Annotated in this window: 17 protein-coding genes; 6 read left to right on the plus strand and 11 right to left on the minus strand. The window is 36.6% G+C overall.

What is annotated here, in order from left to right; translation table 11 throughout:
• Positions 1 to 49: 49 nt before the first annotated feature.
• The 4 genes from AB1279_RS20660 to AB1279_RS20675 form a co-directional block, all read right to left on the minus strand.
• Positions 50 to 1,552: a malate:quinone oxidoreductase gene (locus AB1279_RS20660; protein WP_429760718.1), complete on the minus strand. Its 1,503-nt coding sequence runs from the start codon at positions 1,550 to 1,552 to the stop codon at positions 50 to 52.
• 625 nt (positions 1,553 to 2,177) lie between these two features.
• Positions 2,178 to 3,098, minus strand: coding sequence for a phosphate ABC transporter permease PstA (gene pstA / locus AB1279_RS20665; protein ID WP_429760720.1), 921 nt, complete (start codon positions 3,096 to 3,098; stop codon positions 2,178 to 2,180).
• 2 nt (positions 3,099 to 3,100) lie between these two features.
• The gene (gene pstC, locus AB1279_RS20670) at positions 3,101 to 3,985 is read right to left on the minus strand and encodes a phosphate ABC transporter permease subunit PstC (protein ID WP_336483948.1); all 885 of its coding nucleotides are present in this window, start codon (positions 3,983 to 3,985) and stop codon (positions 3,101 to 3,103) included.
• A 70-nt stretch (positions 3,986 to 4,055) separates the two neighbouring features.
• Positions 4,056 to 4,955 (minus strand): phosphate ABC transporter substrate-binding protein PstS family protein, encoded by a 900-nt coding sequence (locus tag AB1279_RS20675; protein WP_429760721.1) that lies wholly within the window; start codon positions 4,953 to 4,955, stop codon positions 4,056 to 4,058.
• Between the two features lie 509 nt (positions 4,956 to 5,464).
• Between AB1279_RS20675 and AB1279_RS20680 the strand changes: the two genes are divergently transcribed.
• From AB1279_RS20680 to AB1279_RS20690, 3 genes are read left to right on the plus strand one after another with little or no spacing between them, the layout of a single operon-like run.
• Positions 5,465 to 5,722 (plus strand): FeoA family protein, encoded by a 258-nt coding sequence (locus AB1279_RS20680; RefSeq protein ID WP_429760722.1) that lies wholly within the window; start codon positions 5,465 to 5,467, stop codon positions 5,720 to 5,722.
• A complete protein-coding gene (locus AB1279_RS20685) occupies positions 5,719 to 6,441 on the plus strand; it encodes a FeoB small GTPase domain-containing protein (RefSeq protein ID WP_429760724.1) in 723 nt (240 codons plus the stop codon). Before AB1279_RS20680 ends, AB1279_RS20685 begins: the two co-directional genes overlap by 4 nt.
• Entirely contained in the window at positions 6,419 to 7,819 is a 1,401-nt protein-coding gene (locus tag AB1279_RS20690; RefSeq protein ID WP_429760725.1) for a nucleoside recognition domain-containing protein, read from the plus strand. Before AB1279_RS20685 ends, AB1279_RS20690 begins: the two co-directional genes overlap by 23 nt.
• Positions 7,820 to 7,837: 18 nt before the next feature.
• On the opposite strand, the gene AB1279_RS20695 is transcribed toward AB1279_RS20690, so the two are convergent.
• The 7 genes from AB1279_RS20695 to AB1279_RS20725 form a co-directional block, all read right to left on the minus strand.
• The gene (locus tag AB1279_RS20695) at positions 7,838 to 7,978 is read right to left on the minus strand and encodes a hypothetical protein (protein ID WP_429760727.1); all 141 of its coding nucleotides are present in this window, start codon (positions 7,976 to 7,978) and stop codon (positions 7,838 to 7,840) included.
• A 16-nt stretch (positions 7,979 to 7,994) separates the two neighbouring features.
• Entirely contained in the window at positions 7,995 to 9,182 is a 1,188-nt protein-coding gene (locus AB1279_RS20700) for a Ger(x)C family spore germination protein (RefSeq protein ID WP_429760728.1), read from the minus strand.
• Positions 9,166 to 10,284 carry a GerAB/ArcD/ProY family transporter gene (locus AB1279_RS20705; protein WP_429760730.1) on the minus strand — a complete coding sequence of 373 codons (1,119 nt, stop codon included), beginning with the start codon at positions 10,282 to 10,284 and terminating at the stop codon, positions 9,166 to 9,168. The genes AB1279_RS20700 and AB1279_RS20705 overlap by 17 nt, the downstream gene beginning before the upstream one ends.
• A 1-nt stretch (position 10,285) precedes the next feature.
• On the minus strand, positions 10,286 to 11,755 hold the full coding sequence (locus tag AB1279_RS20710) for a spore germination protein (protein ID WP_429760731.1): 1,470 nt from the start codon (positions 11,753 to 11,755) through the stop codon (positions 10,286 to 10,288).
• 114 nt (positions 11,756 to 11,869) lie between these two features.
• Positions 11,870 to 13,045, minus strand: coding sequence for a M20 family metallopeptidase (locus tag AB1279_RS20715; RefSeq protein ID WP_429760733.1), 1,176 nt, complete (start codon positions 13,043 to 13,045; stop codon positions 11,870 to 11,872).
• 99 nt (positions 13,046 to 13,144) lie between these two features.
• Positions 13,145 to 13,618 (minus strand): IS200/IS605 family accessory protein TnpB-related protein, encoded by a 474-nt coding sequence (locus tag AB1279_RS20720; RefSeq protein ID WP_429761518.1) that lies wholly within the window; start codon positions 13,616 to 13,618, stop codon positions 13,145 to 13,147.
• A gap of 6 nt (positions 13,619 to 13,624) precedes the next feature.
• Positions 13,625 to 14,374 (minus strand): C39 family peptidase, encoded by a 750-nt coding sequence (locus AB1279_RS20725; protein ID WP_429760734.1) that lies wholly within the window; start codon positions 14,372 to 14,374, stop codon positions 13,625 to 13,627.
• Between the two features lie 289 nt (positions 14,375 to 14,663).
• Between AB1279_RS20725 and AB1279_RS20730 the strand changes: the two genes are divergently transcribed.
• The 3 genes from AB1279_RS20730 (at position 14,664) to qoxB (ending at position 19,209) form a co-directional block, all read left to right on the plus strand.
• The gene (locus tag AB1279_RS20730) at positions 14,664 to 16,070 is read left to right on the plus strand and encodes an amino acid permease (protein WP_429760736.1); all 1,407 of its coding nucleotides are present in this window, start codon (positions 14,664 to 14,666) and stop codon (positions 16,068 to 16,070) included.
• Between the two features lie 295 nt (positions 16,071 to 16,365).
• On the plus strand, positions 16,366 to 17,241 hold the full coding sequence (gene qoxA / locus AB1279_RS20735) for a cytochrome aa3 quinol oxidase subunit II (RefSeq protein ID WP_429760738.1): 876 nt from the start codon (positions 16,366 to 16,368) through the stop codon (positions 17,239 to 17,241).
• A 33-nt stretch (positions 17,242 to 17,274) separates the two neighbouring features.
• Positions 17,275 to 19,209 carry a cytochrome aa3 quinol oxidase subunit I gene (gene qoxB / locus AB1279_RS20740; protein ID WP_429752188.1) on the plus strand — a complete coding sequence of 645 codons (1,935 nt, stop codon included), beginning with the start codon at positions 17,275 to 17,277 and terminating at the stop codon, positions 19,207 to 19,209.
• The last annotated feature ends 9 nt before the right edge of the window (positions 19,210 to 19,218 follow it).

Below are 19,218 nucleotides of genomic sequence, written 5' to 3' on the forward strand. Positions count from 1 at the left end.
ATGTTGCTTAAACTTTTCATTAAATACCTTTGTTTCTACATCCAAGGAATTAACTATGAATCGGTTCTTTTTCGCTTAGACCAAGCGTCTTCGCTGTTGAAGTATGGATTTCTTGGAAAAGCTCTGGGTTTTCCACTAGTGACACGCCATAAGAAGGAATCATTTCTTTTATTTTCAGTTCCCACTCTTTCATATGTTGCGGGAAGCATTTTCCTAATACTTCAAGCATAACGTGAACGGCAGTAGAAGCACCCGGAGAAGCGCCAAGCAATGCAGCTATCGAGCCATCAGCAGCACTAACAACTTCCGTACCAAATTGAAGTGTTCCTTTACCGCCAGTATCAGTATCTTTGATAACTTGCACACGTTGGCCCGCTACCACTGTATTCCAATCTTCGCTTTTGGCGTTCGGAATAAACTCGCGTAATTCTTCCATGCGCTTTTCATTCGATAACATAACTTGCTGGATCAAATATTTTGTCAATGCCATCTCTTTTACGCCTGCCGCCAACATAGTCAAGACATTATTCGGTTTTACGGAACCTATTAAATCAAAATTTGAACCAGTTTTTAAGAACTTTGGTGAGAAGCCGGCAAACGGTCCAAACAGCAATGTTTTTTTGTTGTCGATATATCTTGTATCAAGATGCGGAACAGACATTGGGGGAGCACCAACCTTAGCTTTACCGTATACTTTTGCATGATGCTGCTCTACAACTTCTGGATTGTTACATACCATAAATAAGCCGCTTACCGGGAACCCTCCAATATGTTTTGACTCAGGAATACCGGTTTTTTGTAGTAAAAGCAGACTTCCGCCTCCACCGCCGATAAAGACAAATTTTGCAGTATGGTATTCGATTTTACCACTATCGATATCATGCACTTTTACTTCCCAAGAGCCGTCGCTAGTACGTTTAATATCCTCAACGCTATGCTTGTAGTTTATCTCGACGTTTTTAGTCTGCAAGTGGTCAAACAACATGCGTGTTAAAGCACCAAAGTTAACATCCGTCCCAGAGTCAATTTTTGTTGCCGCTATCGGTTCATCCGCTGTACGTCCTTCCATGATAAGCGGAATCCATTCCTTCAGTTTTTGAGGGTCATCGGAAAATTCCATCCCTTGAAACAGAGGATTGTTTGAAAGCGCTTCAAAACGGTTCTTCAAAAACTTTACATTTTTTTCCCCTTGTACTAAACTCATATGAGGTATTGGCATGATAAAGTCCTGCGGGTTACGAATCAGATTGCTGTTTACAAGATATGCCCAAAACTGTCTTGAAAGCTGAAACTGTTCATTAATTTTTATAGCTTTGCTAATATCTACAGATCCGTCAGATTTTTCGGATGTATAGTTGAGCTCGCATAGTGCAGAATGGCCCGTACCGGCATTATTCCATTCGTTAGAACTTTCCTCTCCTGCGTTTGCGAGTTTCTCAAACACTTTGATTTCCCATTCAGGTACTAACTCTTTTAGTAATGCTCCCAAAGTCGCGCTCATGACTCCGGCACCAATTAAGATAACGTCTGTTTTCTTCTGTATTTTGCTCATTTTAACCTTCCTCATCCCCTATATTTTACAAAAAAGAGTAGGCACTCCTGCTTAGATGTCGCAAAAAGCAAGACGCCATCTAGACCCCACCTAGAAACACACCTTTTCTGTCTCAATTATAACACCATATCATATTCTATTATAATTATTTATAGAGTAAAATATCTACCATTATCTGATAATTATAAACTATGTAAAGTTCGTTAAAAAGTGAATAGTCCGTCCAAAAGGCTTTAACTCAGCTCCTTACAAAGGGCTAAGGCTTTGGTTTGCCGTTACTTTTGGTATGGTTCTCCGCACTTAATAAGGAGTAAAACGTTTACTATAGTTAGTTTAACTGTATAATACTGCACATTCTCCAAAATATCCATATCATCTATAAGTTCGCTCTTTCATAATCTGGCCATTTAATGGAATAACGGTCGAACTTTATTTCAAATCCACTCCCCCACCTATCTTCTGTAGAAAAGTGGAAGCGGCTAGAGCTGGACAACGATTCTCTCTCAATCTTGAGGCGGGGGTCTTACTGCCCGTGAATAGCGGGATTAAAAAAAGAGCATCCTTAAAAGATCGATTTTATCGAACTTTTAGGACACCCTCTTTATTTTATATAGAGTACAAGTAGTTATGCCGCTGCTTTTACTTTACTTCTTTTACGAGATTTTTTCGTACCAGTAAAGCGTTTATGCAGTACGGATGCTATAAAGCGAGCAAGAATATTAAATAGTAGTACCATAATAATTAATACTGCTGCTGATTTTGTTGCAATTAGCTTCGCGTCAGGAATAATTCCCTCAGAATTTAACTTCCAAATATGCACTGCCAATGTTTCTGCTGGTCGAAATGGGTTCAACGGATTAGCAGGACTTGAAAGGTCTGCTGCTGTATTTAAAATTGGTGACGTTAATCCAGCTGTATAAATTAGTGCTGCCGCTTCACCAAAAATACGTCCAGCCGCTAAAATAACACCTGTAATAATTTGTGGCAATGCAGATGGAAGAATAATTCTAACAATTGTTTGCCACTTTGTTGCACCTAATCCGAGACTTGCTTCTTTCACATTAGATGGAATTTCTGTAATTGCATTTTCACAAACGCGCGTTAAACTTGGTAAATTTAAAATCGTTAAAGCTAACGCTCCACCCATGGCAGTATAACCCCAACCTGCCATCGTAACAAACACAAGTAATCCAAATAAACCAACTACAATAGAAGGTAGCGATGCCATTGTTTCAATACATAGACGAACAAAATTTAAAAATCGACCTTGCTTTGCATATTCCGCAAGATAAATTCCCGCACCAAGACCTAAAGGAATTGAAATAATTAATGTAATGACAAGCATATAGAAGGAATTAAATAATTGAGGACCAATTCCTCCTCCTGCTGTTGTATTACTTGGTTCTCCAAATAAAAAACTTGGATCCCAGAATCCCCAACCTTGTCGTAAAATTTCGTATACAAGAAAACCGAGTAAAGCGACTACAAATGCTGCAACCGCATATAAAATCCCTGTCCATATACTATTAACTGTTCTAGCATTCATCGTTATCTTTCACCTCTTTGGCCAATCGCTCGAATTGCTACGATAAATAAGAAAGAAATAAGAAGTAATATCATCGCTAATGTCCATAGCGCATTATTCCAAGCTGTCCCATTTAACGTATTCGTCATATCCATTGTCAAAATACCTGTTAAAGTTGAAGTTGGACTATATAGTCCTTCTGGTAATTTTATTGTATTACCGATTACCATCTGAACTGCCAATGCTTCACCAAAAGCACGAGCTAATCCAAGAACAACCCCTGTTAAAATACCTTTTTTTGCTGCCGGAACAATGACGCGGCTAATCGCTTGCCATTTCGTCGATCCTAAACCATAAGAGGCTTCTAAATATTCAAAAGGAACTGCACGAATTGCATCGGAAGCAATACTTGCAATCGTTGGCAAAATCATAATACTTAATACAATAATCCCTGCAATTAAACTAAATCCTACACCACCAAAAGAATTACGTAAAAGCGGAACTAAAATTGTAACCCCTAGTAAACCATATACAACAGACGGAATCCCTACTAACAATTCTAAAACCGGCTTTAATACTTTGTTTCCAAACTTTGGTGAAATTAAATTCATAAATACTGCTAGTGCAATTGCAATCGGCGCACTAATAATTACTGCACCGAGAGATACAGCAGTAGATCCAACTATAAAAATAACAGCGCCAAAACTTCCATCATTCGGAGCCCATTTTGTTGATGTGAATATTTCTGAAATTGAGATATTACTTTGCGTAAATGATTGAATTCCTTTTGCACAAATGAATGCGATAATAGCTAATGTAACAGCAACGATTAATAAACCACAAAGCGTCACAAGTGTTCTTCCAATATATTCACTTTTTACGTAGTTAATTTGTTTCTTCCCCTTCATCACAAGAGCACAACCTCACTTCATATATGGAAATGAACAAGACTGGCTAAATAGCCAGCCCCGTTTTATATTATTGTTTTAATTTAGACATTGGGATGTAACCCATTTCTTCTACTTTCTTCTCAAAGTCTTTACCTTTTACATAATCAATGTAACCTTTTGTTGCGTCTTTTGCTTCACCTTTTGTGATCATGTATTCATAAGACCAAAACGGGTATTTACCAGAAGAAATATTTTCAGTTGTTGGTTCTACACCATCAATTTTCAATGTTTTTAAAGTACCTTTTTTGTCACCAACCATGTAAGAGTTAGCTAAATAACTAATAGATCCTGGTGTAGAGTTGATTGCTTGCTCTACTGCACCATTGGAATCTTGTGTTGTACCAGTAGCATCGTTAATTTTTACGTCTTTCATAACTGTTTTTTCAAACGTAGCACGTGTACCAGAAGCAGCTGGGCGATTAACTACATTGATTTTTTCGTCTTTTCCGCCAACTTCTTTCCAGTTTGTAACTTTACCAGAGAAAATATCTTGTACTTGTTTTAACGTTAAGTTATCAACATTTACATCTTTATTTACAACTAATGCAAATCCGATACCTGCAACTTTGTTATCTACTAATTCTTTTGCTTTATCAGCTTCTTTTATTTTATCTGCAGCAGGAACATCAGAGTTACCAACTTGAACAGCACCAGAAGCTACTTGGTTAATTCCAGTTCCACTACCGCCACCTTGAACTGTAATTGATACTTTTGAATTTGTTCCCATAAATTCTTTAGCAGCTTCGTCTGCAAGTGGTTGAAGCGCCGTAGAACCAGCCGCCGTAATTGTACCGGATAATTCTTGCTTCGTTTCGTTACCACCTTTAGCAGTTTCCGTCTTTGTTGTGTCTGTTTTCCCACAACCTACTAAAGCACCTGCAACTACTAATGCTGCTAACGAAAATTTAAAGCCTTTTTTCATAACCATGTCTTGTACCCCCATTTGATTATCACTTTTCACTTCTACATTATTATGTGCATATCTCGTAGTACAAATTCATTGTAGGACAATAATATTATGTCAGTGTTAAGCGTTTTTTAATTTTAAGTAAAGGAAGTGGATTCATAGAAAAAACCATATATATTCATTGTTTTCAACATAAAACAATGAAAAAACCATAAGAAACAGAACGTATTGTAAAGCTAATTTTAATAATGTAAATTTATTGTAAATTCATATCCTTACTTTTACACCTTTGTTAAGATGTTTTTCTGAAAAATTCTACTTCCCCTTGTTAAAATCCCAACATACACAACAAAAAATGGAATAACATGCAAGTTAGCCCTATAAACTGGAACAATTCGAAAAATATCTGAATATTTTTAAAATAAGAATTGACAACAGCGCTCAATATCACCTAGTATGTTATTAATAAAATGTTTCCCTAAGGAAACATTTTGAACTCGTACTAAAAAAATAGAAGTGAGGTAACTCTTATGGTATCGGTTAAAACCCAGCCACTTTCTACTTTCAAAACAGGCCAACTCGTACAAATTGAAAAAATTCAGTTAGAAGGAACAATGAAACGCCGCCTGCTTGATTTAGGATTTATTCCTGGTGCAACGATTAAAGTGTTACAAAAAAGTCCGCTTGGCGATCCCATTGCATATCAAGTAAGTAATACGACAATTGCACTTCGAAATGAAGAAAGTTCGCAAATAATTGGGACATTGATAGGAGATGAGCCAAAATGAAAAAGCGCCGCATTGCATTAGCAGGAAATCCGAATACAGGAAAAAGTACGTTATTTAATACATTAACCGGATTAAAACAACATACTGGAAACTGGACAGGAAAAACAGTATTAAAAGCTGAAGGCGAGTATGCACATAACGGAGATTTATATACGATTATAGATTTACCTGGAACGTATTCTTTATATTCCAACTCTGCCGATGAAGAAGTTGCACGTGACTACATTATCTTCGAAAAACCAGATGTAACCGTCGTTGTATTGGATGCAACAGCCATGGAGCGGAATCTAAACTTAGCACTGCAAGTTATGGAAATGACTAAAGAAGTGATTATATGTGTGAACTTGATTGATGAAGCAGAAAAGAAAGGCATTATAATCAATGAGAAAAAATTAGCAAAATCTCTTGGAGTTCCTATTGTAAAAGTCTCTGCCCGTAACAAAATCGGAATCAGTCAGTTACTAAACACAATTGAAAAAGTAGTAAATAGAAAATTAATTCCTACTCCCTTTCAACTTACTTATAACGAGAAAATAGAAAAGATGATTCAGGAACTCGAACCGCAAATATATAAAGTTTTTGGGGACTCTTATCCTGCTCGTTGGATTGCACTTCGTATTTTAGATGGCGACAAGAGCTTCTTAGAATCTCTTCAAAAGCATCATGAAGAACCGCTTGTAAGGGAGGTCATAATTAATGGCATCTCATTCAACCAGTAAGGCTCTTCCATTAGACTATATCGTTCATCATGCACGAACGCTTGTTAAAGAAGACATTCGTGATGAAATTGTCGGTGATATTTACCGTGCTTCAGCTAATATTTGTAAAGATTCAGTTCAATATACAGATAAAAATAAATTATATCGTTCAGAGAAGCTCGATAAAATTTTCACCTCTCCTATATTCGGCTTCCCTATTATGCTTGCTGTTTTATCTGTGATTTTCTATCTTACAATTGCTGGCGCAAACGTTCCATCCGATAAAATTGCTGAATTCTTTGGATGGACAGAAAATTATTTAACATCTTGGTTCCAAGCGATGCATGCACCAGAATGGCTACATGGTGTTCTTATTCTTGGTCTATTCCGTGGAACAGGAGCTGTGATTAGCGTTATGTTACCGCCCATGGCAATCTTCTTTCCAATTTTCGCTTTACTAGAAAACTACGGTTACTTACCACGCGTTGCTTTTAACATGGACCGCCTCTTTAAACGTGCCGGAGCACATGGGAAACAATCATTAACAATGGCGATGGGATTTGGATGTAACGCAGCTGCAATTATGTCAACACGTATTATTGAATCACCTCGTGAACGTATGCTCGCAATCTTAACAAATAACTTTGTTCCTTGTAACGGTCGATGGCCAACGCTTATTTTATTAGCATCTTTATTTATGACTGCTGGATATACAGGCGGGATGCAAACCCTTGTAACAGCTGGAGTTGTTGTCGGCATGGTTGTAATTGGAATTATTGTAACTTTAACCGTTTCATGGGCACTCTCAAAAACGGCTTTAAAAGGTGTTCCAACTCACTATACGCTAGAATTACCCCCGTATAGAAAGCCTAAAATTTGGGATACAATCGTACGTGCGACACTCGATAAATCAATATACGTTCTAAAACGTGCTGTTATCGTTGCGGCACCTGCTGCAGTATTAACATGGGTATTAGCAAATGTATTTATTGGAGACACAAGTCTTCTTATGTATATCGTAAATTTTTTAGATCCGTTTGCAAAATTACTCGGACTTGACGGATACATTTTAGCAGCATTTATTCTCGGTTTACCCGCAAACGAAATTGTTGTTCCAATTTTATTAATGTCTTATCTATCAACAGGTTCCTTAACAGAGTTAGCAGATTTAACACAAATTAAACAACTGTTTCTTGAACATGGTTGGACTTGGTTAACTGCATTAAATATGATGTTGTTCTCTCTTCTGCATTTCCCATGCGGAACCACACTAGTTAATATATATAAAGAAACAAAAAGTGCAAAGTGGACATTTCTTTCGTTTGCAATCCCTACTGTAATTGCCATTGTTGTTACATTCCTTACAGCACAATTGGTACAGTGGTTAGGACTTATATAATAGAAAAGAAACCCAGTATTACTCGGGTTTCTTTTTTTGCGGTATTTGTTTTTGCCAAGGTTGTGCACCGTATTCTTTTATTTTTTTATGAATGAAATAAGCAGTATAGGGCAGTGTTGCCATTAAAATCGTACATATTATCCCTAAAGTTGTAAACATGATGCTGCTCCTTTACTTACCTTCTTACCGGTAACATGGATCCCGTATGTTCAATACTTGGATGCACACGAACAATAATGTTACTCGTGCTAAAGTAATTTTGACCTTGATCCCAATTTTTTTTAATTTTTATCCATTGCTTATAATTTTGCCGCTTATAATACTCCCCTAATCCAAATGCATCCACTTTTAAATCTTTTTGGACAACTTTAATTGTTTTTTGTATCTCTTTTTCCATTTCACTTGCAAGGTATTTACTAGTTTCTTTAGGACTCATCACCTTGTTATCTTCCCTTAAATACACTTCTGCTAATGTTCCGTCTAAATATACATCAATTACAAATTTAGGCTTTGTAGGATTTGTTAAGAATGTATGGATTTTCCGACGCATCTCACGAATTTCAAATACAATAAGCTGATTTCCTTTTTTTATTTTAAAAAAGCCCCCTACTTTTTTTCCAATAATATAATTTAGTCCTAATGTTTCCATCCCATTCAGACTACCTACAAATTTAGTATCTTTTCCGCGAAATACAGCTGCTCCTTCCATTTTAATTCCCTGCCGAGTTAGTCCTAAGACAGGAAGAACAAAACTTCTATCAGCAGACATTTTCTCTTGTAAATCACCAATTCGAATCGCTTCTAACATTTGGGCATTTTTCTGCGCATGATTTGATATCATACTTACGTATTTAGCTGGTAAATTTTCTGGTTTTGCACTCTGCTTTAAAATTTCTTCCGCTCTTCCTTTTGAAATAAAGATCCGTATATTCCTTCGCATCTCATGGTCACGAAAAAATACATCTAATGTATCTTTTAAAACGAAAGGTTTTTTCAATAAGTCCTCAGAAAAAATGAGTGCTTCTATATGGGGAAAGAATAGGGACCGACTTATTTTCTTAGAGATAATCCGAATTTGAGCAAATACACTATCAGCCGTCGCATTAATATTAATGTAATTTTCTTTACTTGATGTTTTACTTCCCTGCTGCGTTAAAGAACTAGGCAACACAATTTGATATGTTCCTTTTATAAGGGGGGAATACCCGGTAGTTGTCGTTTCACTTTTTTCTCCCTTATTTGTTGCCCGGTCCAATGCAACACCAACAACAAACCCTCTTTCTTCAATTTCCTGCCGTTCAGAGCAGCCACTTATAAGTAAAATCAAAACCAGACAACTCATTATTTTAAGAAGAAGGTTCATTTTTATTCCCCCCTCCTTTTATTTTATAGACCATAAAAATAAGAAGAGGGACAACAAACATAACAGACATGTCAACCCAAGCCAAATATGTACCATACTTACTTATTACATCCAAATTCCCTGGAATATTATTTACAATATAAATGATAGGTGCACTAATAAAAATAAACGTATGTTTTTTTATTGCAGGAAACATTGCACACAATAAAAAAATAGCGACATCATAATACAATGCAGTTGTATTAAAAACAGTAATAATCCATGTTATAAAAAAGATTGCATCAAACCTCTCTAGAAAACCTCCTCCTATTTCAATCTCCTTTCCAAGTTCAATCGTTGGATATGTTAAAGTGCTAGTTGTTAAATAAGTAAATACACTTATGCAAGTAATATAAATTAATATATAGGATAAAACAGTAATCATAACCCCTTTTGCTACTGCCGTAGGGGCTTTTTTTGTTGATTTCAGTATAGCAGCATAGAAAAAGGCTACCTCAAATCCAATAAATGTAAAGGCGGATTCTCTGATTCCACCCATATATTTACTCATTTTAGTTTGAAAAAATGGAGCTAAATTTTCAAATTCCATTACATTAATATTTAACAGCGATAACAAAATAATAGCAATAAAGACAATAGGTAAAAACAGAACACTAAGTCTTAATAATCCTGCCCTAGATCCACAAACGCCATAAATAACAACGAGCAAATAAAAAAAAGACAAAAGCTGAACAGGTGTATCACTAAATAAATAGGTTTGAGAAATAATAGAAATTGTTCGCGCTTCATAAGCCGTAATTCCCATAAATGTTAGCATTAAAATAAAACAGACAAGATAAGTAATAGGCTTTGTTAAATGCACGCTTGTATATTGAACAAAATTTTGTTTCGGAAATAAAATAGCAACCTTCATGATAAGCCACGCAAAACAAGTACATACTAACCCACTTAAGAGTAAAAGAATCCATCCATCCGCAAAAAGCGCATGATTCGCCATAGTACGCGGCATGGAAAGTGCACCTGTACCAATAATAGTAGAAGATACAGCAAACGTGAGTTCACGAGTACCAACTTCTTCATCTCCATACTCAAATGGCTTCACTTCATCTCCTCTCCTTTGAACGCAATGTTTTATCCTTTGGTTGTAAGTACTCCGGTCTTTCTGTCAACATCGCTTTAGGCAGACGTACAACATCTTCTTTCCAATCTTTATAAAAAGCAGGTGTAATCGGTGCAGAATATGGCACTCCAACACTTGTTAAATTTACGATGTGAATCGCTAAGGCAATTAACCCCAAAATAATTCCATACAAACCAAAGACCGTGGCAGCCAACATAAACGCAAACAATAAAATACGAAAGGTAATTGTAATACTATATACTGGTAATGAAAATGTAGCGACTGCCGTAACCGCAATAATAATCACAAGAAACGGATTTACAATACCAGCACTTACAGCAGCTTCTCCAATAACAAGGCCTCCTACAATACCAATTGTTTGCCCCATTGGTTTAGGAAGACGAATTCCAGCTTCACGAATCAGTTCCATTGTAAAAGCCATTATGAGCGTCTCAATATATGCCGGAAACGGAACACCTTCTCTTGCTCCAGCAATTGAATATGCAAGAGTAGAGGGAATAAGTCCTTGATGATAAGAAACAAGAGCTACATACATAGCAGGTAATAAAATCGCAATCGTGCCCGCTAACATTCGAAGTCCTCTTAACAACGTTCCAATCATCCAGCGTTCATAGTGGTCTTCTGGTGATTGAAATATATCAATCATTACCATTGGAGCAATAAGCGCAAATGGTGAACCATCTACTAAAATAGCTGCTTTCCCTTTTGCAAGTGATGCTGCGACATTATCTGGTCTTTCTGTATTTAAAAATTGAGGGAAAGGAGACAAATTATTATCTTGTATGAATTGTTCAATCGTTCCTGTCTCAAAAATAATATCTGTTTCAATAGACTGCAGTCTCCGGTTTAATTCTTTTACAATATAAGGATTAATAATATCTTCAATGTAAACTAATGTTACTTCCTTCTGCGAACGCTTTCCCATAATATAAGAACGAAAACGTAGCTGCGGGTCACGTATATGACGCCGAATTAACATTTTGTTTACATTCACATCTTCAATAAATCCTAAATTAGGCCCTCGAATAATTGTCTCCGTAGAAGGTGCATCAAGACTTCGTTTCTCCCATTCACGAAAATTTATAATCATTGCAGAAGGAATACCATCTAGTAGCACAATTGTATCGCCTGCTAATAGCGCATTCATAACATCAGGAAATGTCTTTGCAATACTCACTTCTCCAACTGATAAAAATTGATCGATTAATGTTTGAATAATTGGAGCTTGTTTAGGAATTTCCTCATACTGCAATGGGCGAATAACAAAACGGTGAATCATGTCTTTATTGCTTAGTCCGCATAAAAATATAACTGCACACCGATCATTCGTTCCTGAAAGAGAAAATTCACGTACAGTTAAGTCATTAGGTGAATCTAACTTTTCTCGAATTGCATTGATTATTTTCGATAAGTTAGCATCTAACTGAACCATCTTTATCACCTAACTTTCTTTTTTAAATGGTGTAGTTATATTTCTCTATTTCAAGAAAATATATACAAAAAGAGTTATCCATTAGTAACTGGATAACTCGAATAAAACACTATTTTATTCCCTATTTTGCATAAAGTTCAAAACAGACGAAACAAATATATCTACACCGATCGGCAAGGCATCCTCATCAATTGTAAAACACGGATGGTGATGAGGGTGGATAATTCCCTTCTCTTGATTTCCAGCCCCTATAAAGAAAAATGTGCCTGGAGCTTTTTGTAAAAATGCTGAAAAATCTTCTCCAGCCATCGTTGGCTGCAAATGAACAACTTGTTCCCTTCCTAAAAGTTGCAATGCCGTATTTTCTACATGCCTTGTTACATTCTCTTCATTTACAACCGGACGATATCCGTATTCGTATGTAAATTTATAAGATGCCCCGTATGCCTCTGTAATACATTTTACAATTTTCTCAATTCGTTCTGCCGTTTGCTTCCGAAGTTCATCCCGTAAACTTCTCACTGTCCCTCCAATTATCGCACTATCAGGAATTACATTATGAGTTGTCCCTGCATGAAACTGTGTTACAGATAACACTAATGAATCTAATGGATTAGTAAGCCTGGAGACAATTTGTTGTAATTGAGAAACAACTTGTGTACCAATTGCGATACTATCAACTGTTTCATGCGGAATCCCAGCATGTCCGCCTTTCCCAACAATCGTAATCGAAAACGCATCAGGAGCAGCCATTGCTGGACCATACACAACACCAACTTTGCCAACTTCCAGTGGTGCCCAAAGATGCGCGCCGATAATATAATCGACTCCTTCCATAACACCAGCGTCAACCATTTCCTGTGCACCGCCCGGAAAGTTCTCCTCAGCATGTTGAAACAAAAAACGAATTTCCCCTTGAATTTGATCTCGCTTTTGTGAAAGTGTGTATGCCGTGCCAAGTAACATCGCCATATGTCCATCATGTCCACACGCATGCATAACTCCTTGATATCTAGAAACAAAATCAAATTTATTCTCTTCTTCAATAGGTAATGCGTCCATATCAGCACGAAGCGCAATTGTTTTTCCTGGCTGTTTACCTACCAATTTTGCCATTACACTATATTGCGTTGGACGTGAAACTTCTAAATGAGGAAATGTTTGCAGTATGTCATAAACCGTTTGAGATGTCTTTTCTTCACGATAAGAGAGCTCAGGATACATATGAAACTGTCTTCTCCATTGAATAAGCTGCTCTTTCGAAATAGATACTTCTTGTATAATATCCATATACAATCATCCTTTCTTCACTACATTACCTGTTATTATGAAAACTCCCGCCACTTATCTCATTCAGATCTTAAAGTGGGGGTTTCTCGTGGATCCCCTTCAAAAGGTGCTTAACACGAGTAGAGTTGACACAGCTGCCCGATGGCACAACCCCTCTATTCCATCAGCAAACGCCTTTGGAACTGCTTTTTTTAAGATGTTATAGGCACCATTCACATCTGCGTTCAGTAGTTTGTTCTCTTTCGTACGGTACAAGCCACGTTTGATACGTGTTCCACTAAATATAGGAATATCTTCCTCACCATAAGTTGGGATCACGTCATTGTCTAGAAAGGATGCCTTGCTTGTATACGATTCTTCTACAACTTGTACAGCAATACCTTTTCGTTTTGCCTTATAGATGATCATTTCAATGAGTAAATTATGTGGGACATGACAAAATGATTGATTTTGTCGTTCCCCCATCTTACTGTTTTGTTTCCATGATGTATTTTTTCCAATCGCAATCGTAGAGATTTCCTGTTGAATCGCTATCTGAACGATGAAAAAAATAAAAAAGCTATCAAATTTGATAGCTTTTTATTTTTTTAGAATCGTAATCGCTTGTTTCCCCATTTGTTCCCATGACTTTTCAAATTGAGCACGCGGAATACCTTTACGCGGATTGTTTGCCAATGGATCATTTATATATACAAAATTTTGATCATAACCTACAATAACAGCGCTATGTTCATAATATGTAACCTTTAATTCTCCAGCATTTGTATTCCAAGTTTCAAAGCTTCCTTCATCTAGTGGCTGAAAAGTTGTATTATCAATAACCCATACCGGTGAACCAGCACTAAGCACTTTATATATATCTTTTATATCTCTTCCTGTTAAATCAATTGTTTTATCTGGAACATATTTTTGCGCTAATTGAAAAATCGGCTGATGATATACCCCGTAACCTGGTTCAGACTTTGTATAAATATTTCCTACAAATCCTTCATGAGGATTTCCTCGCAAACCATTTGCCTCAAACGGTACACGTGTAATTTCATTTGCAAGCTTCATTTTGTCAACTTGAATTCCGTTATATTGCAGTAACATTGCTAAACTTGTCACTTCACAACCTCTTTCTAATTCAGGAAGTTGCTTTATAAATGGCACATTTTCAATCATCACTTGCTCTTTCATTTCATATGAAAAGTCTAAGCGAAGTTCCTCAGTTTTTTGAAAAATTTTATTTTTCCCTTTTTCAAATACTCCCATAACATCCTTACTGCATGCCGCACCGACAAGAACTCCAACTCCTAAAATACATATGTATTTCATTATCCTAAACATATATCTAACTCCATTACATAATTATTTTCTTACATTTCCCAAAATAATACCCTCTTTATTGTACCGTTGTTTTCACTAGTTTACTAGAATGATTCTACGAATTGTGATTTTAGGATATCAACGTAAAATTCTTACTTTTTAAAATAAAAAGATTTTTTAATATACAATTTCAGAATATTTTGTTAGAATGAAATATGCTTAATATAGTGAAATTTCTTCAATAAAGATAAGCGAATTCACTAGCAGTTTTCATTGTAATTTTAACTAAAAAATATGAGGTGAGGGGTATATGATACAAAAGGAGAAGCAGTCAAATGAACTAAAACGTACGATGCAAAGCAGACACCTCTTCATGATTGCTCTAGGAGGAGTTATCGGAACCGGATTATTTATGGGATCTGGACAAACTGTTCACAATGCTGGACCCGGCGGAGCCATTCTTGCCTATTTAGTCGGCGGATTTGTTATGTATTTAACGATGCTTTGTCTTGGCGAATTAACAGTTGCAATGCCTGAAGCAGGTTCTTTTCAAAGTTATGCCAGCAAATTTATTTCACCTGGTTTTGGATTTGTGGTTGGATGGATGTATTGGCTAAACTGGGCTGTAACCGTCGGAGTTGAATTAACGACTGTCAGTATTTTAATGAAGCGCTGGTTTCCAGATGTTTCATCTTGGATATGGTGTGTTATATTTGCGGCCATACTCTTTATTGTAAACGCTTCCTCTGCGCGTGCGTATGCTGAAGCTGAGTTTTGGTTTGCAAGTGTTAAAGTAATAACAATTATTCTTTTTATTCTACTCGGCGGTGCTGTTATGTTTGGTGTATTAGACTTTAACGGTAAGCCGGCACCAATGTTCCATAACTTCACAGGAAATGGCGGATTATTTCCAAATGGACTTCCAGCTGTTCTGCTTACAATGATTACTGTTAATTATGCGTTCCAAGGAACAGAATTAATTGGTATTGCTTCGGGTGAAAGTAAGCAGCCAGAAATAACAATACCACGTGCTATAAAAAGTACAATTTGGCGAACACTTTTCTTTTTCGTTCTTGCCATTTCTGTAGTCGTAGGATTATTACCATGGCAAGAAGCAAATCTTGTAGAAAGCCCGTTCGTACTCGTTTTTGACACAGCTGGAGTCCCATATGCAGCAGACATTATGAACTTTGTCATTATTACGGCTGTATTATCAGTAGCAAACTCTGGTTTATACGCAAACTCTCGTATGCTGTGGGCGATGGCAAAACAAGGAATGGGAAGTCCGCATTTCACAAAATTAACGAAAAAAGGGGTACCGATCAACGCCTTAATTTTCAGCTTACTCTTTGCCGGTCTTTCTCTGTTAACAAGTGTATTTGCCGCTGATACAGTCTTTTTAGTATTAACATCGATTGCGGCCATGGCAGCTGTCGTTGTTTGGATGTCCATTGCTGCATCTCAATTTTTCTTTAGAAGAGAATTTATAAAAAATGGCGGGGATATACGAGACTTAAAATATCGTGCGCCGCTATATCCGCTTGTTCCTATTGCAGCATTTTCGTTAAACTTCATTACATTTATAAGCTTAGCGTTTATTCCAGATCAACGTATTGCTTTATATTGCGGAATCCCATTCATGATTATTTGTTACATTTTTTATAAAGTAAAATATAAAAAAATTGTCACATTTGAACAGCAAAAAAATGTTTCGTAAGAAGTATACTAAATATATAAAATATTCAGCTATCTTTACTTATTATAAGATAGCTTTTTTCTATTTTTTGGATATCCTGGTATAACTTTATTTATCTTAAAATTTTAAAAATCGCGATATGGCATCAAAAATAGTTTACAATATTAGCAAGTTACAAAAGTTTTTCATCGTAAAAACTGTGCATTTGTGTCTATTTTTTAACAATATCTTAAAAACTATTGCCATCTATAAATTAATAGGTTTATATTGTTTTATTGGCATAGTTTCAATCCAAGGAGAAAGGAGATTTTCAATCGTGCAACTGAAAAAAAAATTTTGGAAGTTGGCTTCACTTCTTCCACTATCATTACTCTTGTTCCTCGGTGGATGCGACAAAAAAATTGCTGTATTAAATCCACAAGGACCTGTTGCAAAAACGCAGTATGATTTAATTATTTGGTCGCTCATACTGATGTCTGTAATTATTGTAGTCGTATTCGTCCTGTTTACAGTTATTTTAATTCGTTACCGTGAAAAACCAGAGAATATGGACTATGAGCCACCTGATATACATGGTAATACTCTTTTAGAAATTATCTGGACTATTTTCCCTGTTATCATCGTGATTGCATTGTCAATCCCGACAGTAAAAGCAACATATGCATCGGAAAAGCCACCAGAGCAATCAAAAGATATAAAACCTGTAGAAATTTACGTTACATCTGCTAACTGGAAATGGTTATTCAGTTATCCTGAGGAAGGAATTGAAACCGTTAACTATTTAAATGTACCAGCAGGTGTTCCAATTCAATTTAAGTTAACTTCTGTTGGTCCAATGAATGCTTTCTGGATTCCAGAGCTTGGTGGAATGAAGTACAACATGGATGGTATGGTCATGGACTTATACCTACAAGCTGATAAACCAGGTTCTTACACTGGACGTAGTGCAAACTTCTCTGGTAAAGGATTTACTGACATGGAGTTTGAACTTGAAGCTAAAACAAAAGATGACTATAACAAATGGGTAAAAGAAGTACAACAAACTGCCCCTAAATTATCTGAAAGCAAATATAAAGAAATTGTTGAACCAGGTGTAGTAGGGCGTATGTCGTTCTCTAGCAACCATTTAAAATATGTAGATCCAAAATCACTTGAATATTGTGATTACAACTACTACAAAAACAAAAAGTAATAACGACTATTCCAACAGATTGGAGTGAATATAGTGAAGCTTGATGAATTTTTTGTCACAGGCGATCCGATTCTATACGGAGCGGATGCATCTATCGTTCTTGTGACGTTAGGAATCATTTTTGTGCTAACAAAGTACAAAAAGTGGAGATGGCTTTGGGATGAGTGGTTAACTTCTGTTGACCATAAGAAAATTGGGGTCATGTATATCATTTCAGCAATTTTAATGCTGTTCCGTGGTGGTATGGACGGATTAATGATGCGTGCCCAACTAACGTTTCCTGACACAACTTATTTAAATGCTGAACACTACAACGGTATCTTTACAACACATGGTACTGTTATGATTCTTTTCATGGCAATGCCATTTGTTATGGGACTTATGAACGTTGTTGTACCTCTTCAAATCGGGGCACGTGACGTTGCATACCCTTATCTAAATTCCTTAAGCTTTTGGTTATTTTTCGTAGGTGCTATGTTATTTAACATCTCCTTCGTTATCGGTGGTTCTCCAGACGCTGGATGGACATCGTACTTCCCAATGGCTGGGAAAGAGTTTAGTCAAGGCGTAGGAAACAACTATTATTCAATTGCATTGCAGATTGCGGGTCTCGGTACGCTGATGACAGGGATTAACTTCCTTGTTACAATCTTGAAAATGCGTGCACCAGGCATGAAATTAATGAAAATGCCAATGTTCACATGGTCTATTTTAATCACATGTGTCATCATTATCTTTGCTTTCCCAGTATTAACAGTTGCTCTTGCATTAATGACATTTGACCGTCTGTTTGATGCTCACTTCTTTACGATGGCGAGCGAAGGTATGCCAATGCTTTGGGCGAACTTATTCTGGGTATGGGGTCACCCTGAAGTATATATCGTTATTTTACCGGCATTCGGTATTTTCTCTGAAATCGTAAGTACATTCTCGCGTAAACGTCTATTTGGATATAGCGCAATGGTATATTCAATGATTGCTATCGCAGTCTTGAGTGGTCTTGTATGGCTGCATCACTTCTTTACAATGGGTGCAGGACCATCAGTTAACTCATTCTTCTCGATTTCGACAATGGCAATTTCAATTCCAACCGGTGTTAAGATCTTTAACTGGTTGTTTACACTTTATAAAGGTCGTATTCGTTTTACAGTTCCAATGCTTTGGTCATTGGCATTTATTCCAAACTTCGTAATTGGTGGGGTTACGGGTGTTATGCTTGCGATGGCAGCAGCTGACTATCAGTACCATAACAGCTACTTCCTAGTTGCTCACTTCCATTACGTATTAATCGCAGGTACAGTATTTGCGATGCTTGCTGGATTTACATTCTGGTATCCAAAAATGACTGGCCATATGCTAAATGAACGTATTGGTAAATGGACATTCTGGATCTTTATGAGCGGATTTAACATTTGTTTCTTCCCAATGTACTTCCTAGGTTTAGATGGTATGACACGTCGTATGTACACATACTCTGCAAACCTTGGATGGGGCTTATTAAACCAAATCGCATCTGTCGGTGCAGTAATGATGGGTATTGGCTTTATCTTATTATGCTACAACGTAGTTTATAGCATTCGTCATGGTGAACGTGACTTAACTGGAGATCCTTGGGATGGCCGTACACTTGAATGGGCAACACAATCTCCTGTACAACATTACAACTTTGCAAAAATCCCAGAAATTAAGCATAGCGATGTATTCTGGGAAATGAAGAAAAACGGTGAAACTATTGCACCAAAACCTGAAGAATTAAAACCAATTCATATGCCGAGCAATTCAGGTGTTCCAATTATTATGTCTTGCTTCATCGGCCTTGCTGGTTTTGCATTAGTATTTAGCTGGTTCACGTTAGCTATTATCGGTGGTATTGGTATGTTAGCTTGTATGATTTGGCGTTCGTTTGATTACGACGACGGATACTACATTAGCGTAGATGAAATTAAAAAGACAGAACATGTTGCATGAGAGGTGAAA

This window comes from Bacillus sp. S14(2024) (assembly GCF_050473785.1).
GTDB lineage: Bacteria > Bacillota > Bacilli > Bacillales > Bacillaceae_G > Bacillus_A > Bacillus_A yunxiaonensis.

Excerpts from the sequence above, each read along its gene's own strand:
- AB1279_RS20660 (WP_429760718.1), bottom strand. The coding sequence starts at position 1,552 with ATGAGCAAAATACAGAAGAAAACAGACGTTATCTTAATTGGTGCCGGA.
- pstA (WP_429760720.1), bottom strand. The coding sequence starts at position 3,098 with ATGAATGCTAGAACAGTTAATAGTATATGGACAGGGATTTTATATGCG.
- pstC (WP_336483948.1), bottom strand. The coding sequence starts at position 3,985 with ATGAAGGGGAAGAAACAAATTAACTACGTAAAAAGTGAATATATTGGA.
- AB1279_RS20675 (WP_429760721.1), bottom strand. The coding sequence starts at position 4,955 with ATGGTTATGAAAAAAGGCTTTAAATTTTCGTTAGCAGCATTAGTAGTT.
- AB1279_RS20680 (WP_429760722.1), top strand. The coding sequence starts at position 5,465 with ATGGTATCGGTTAAAACCCAGCCACTTTCTACTTTCAAAACAGGCCAA.
- AB1279_RS20685 (WP_429760724.1), top strand. The coding sequence starts at position 5,719 with ATGAAAAAGCGCCGCATTGCATTAGCAGGAAATCCGAATACAGGAAAA.
- AB1279_RS20690 (WP_429760725.1), top strand. The coding sequence starts at position 6,419 with ATGGCATCTCATTCAACCAGTAAGGCTCTTCCATTAGACTATATCGTT.
- AB1279_RS20695 (WP_429760727.1), bottom strand. The coding sequence starts at position 7,978 with ATGTTTACAACTTTAGGGATAATATGTACGATTTTAATGGCAACACTG.
- AB1279_RS20700 (WP_429760728.1), bottom strand. The coding sequence starts at position 9,182 with ATGAACCTTCTTCTTAAAATAATGAGTTGTCTGGTTTTGATTTTACTT.
- AB1279_RS20710 (WP_429760731.1), bottom strand. The coding sequence starts at position 11,755 with ATGGTTCAGTTAGATGCTAACTTATCGAAAATAATCAATGCAATTCGA.
- AB1279_RS20715 (WP_429760733.1), bottom strand. The coding sequence starts at position 13,045 with ATGGATATTATACAAGAAGTATCTATTTCGAAAGAGCAGCTTATTCAA.
- AB1279_RS20725 (WP_429760734.1), bottom strand. The coding sequence starts at position 14,374 with ATGTTTAGGATAATGAAATACATATGTATTTTAGGAGTTGGAGTTCTT.
- AB1279_RS20730 (WP_429760736.1), top strand. The coding sequence starts at position 14,664 with ATGATACAAAAGGAGAAGCAGTCAAATGAACTAAAACGTACGATGCAA.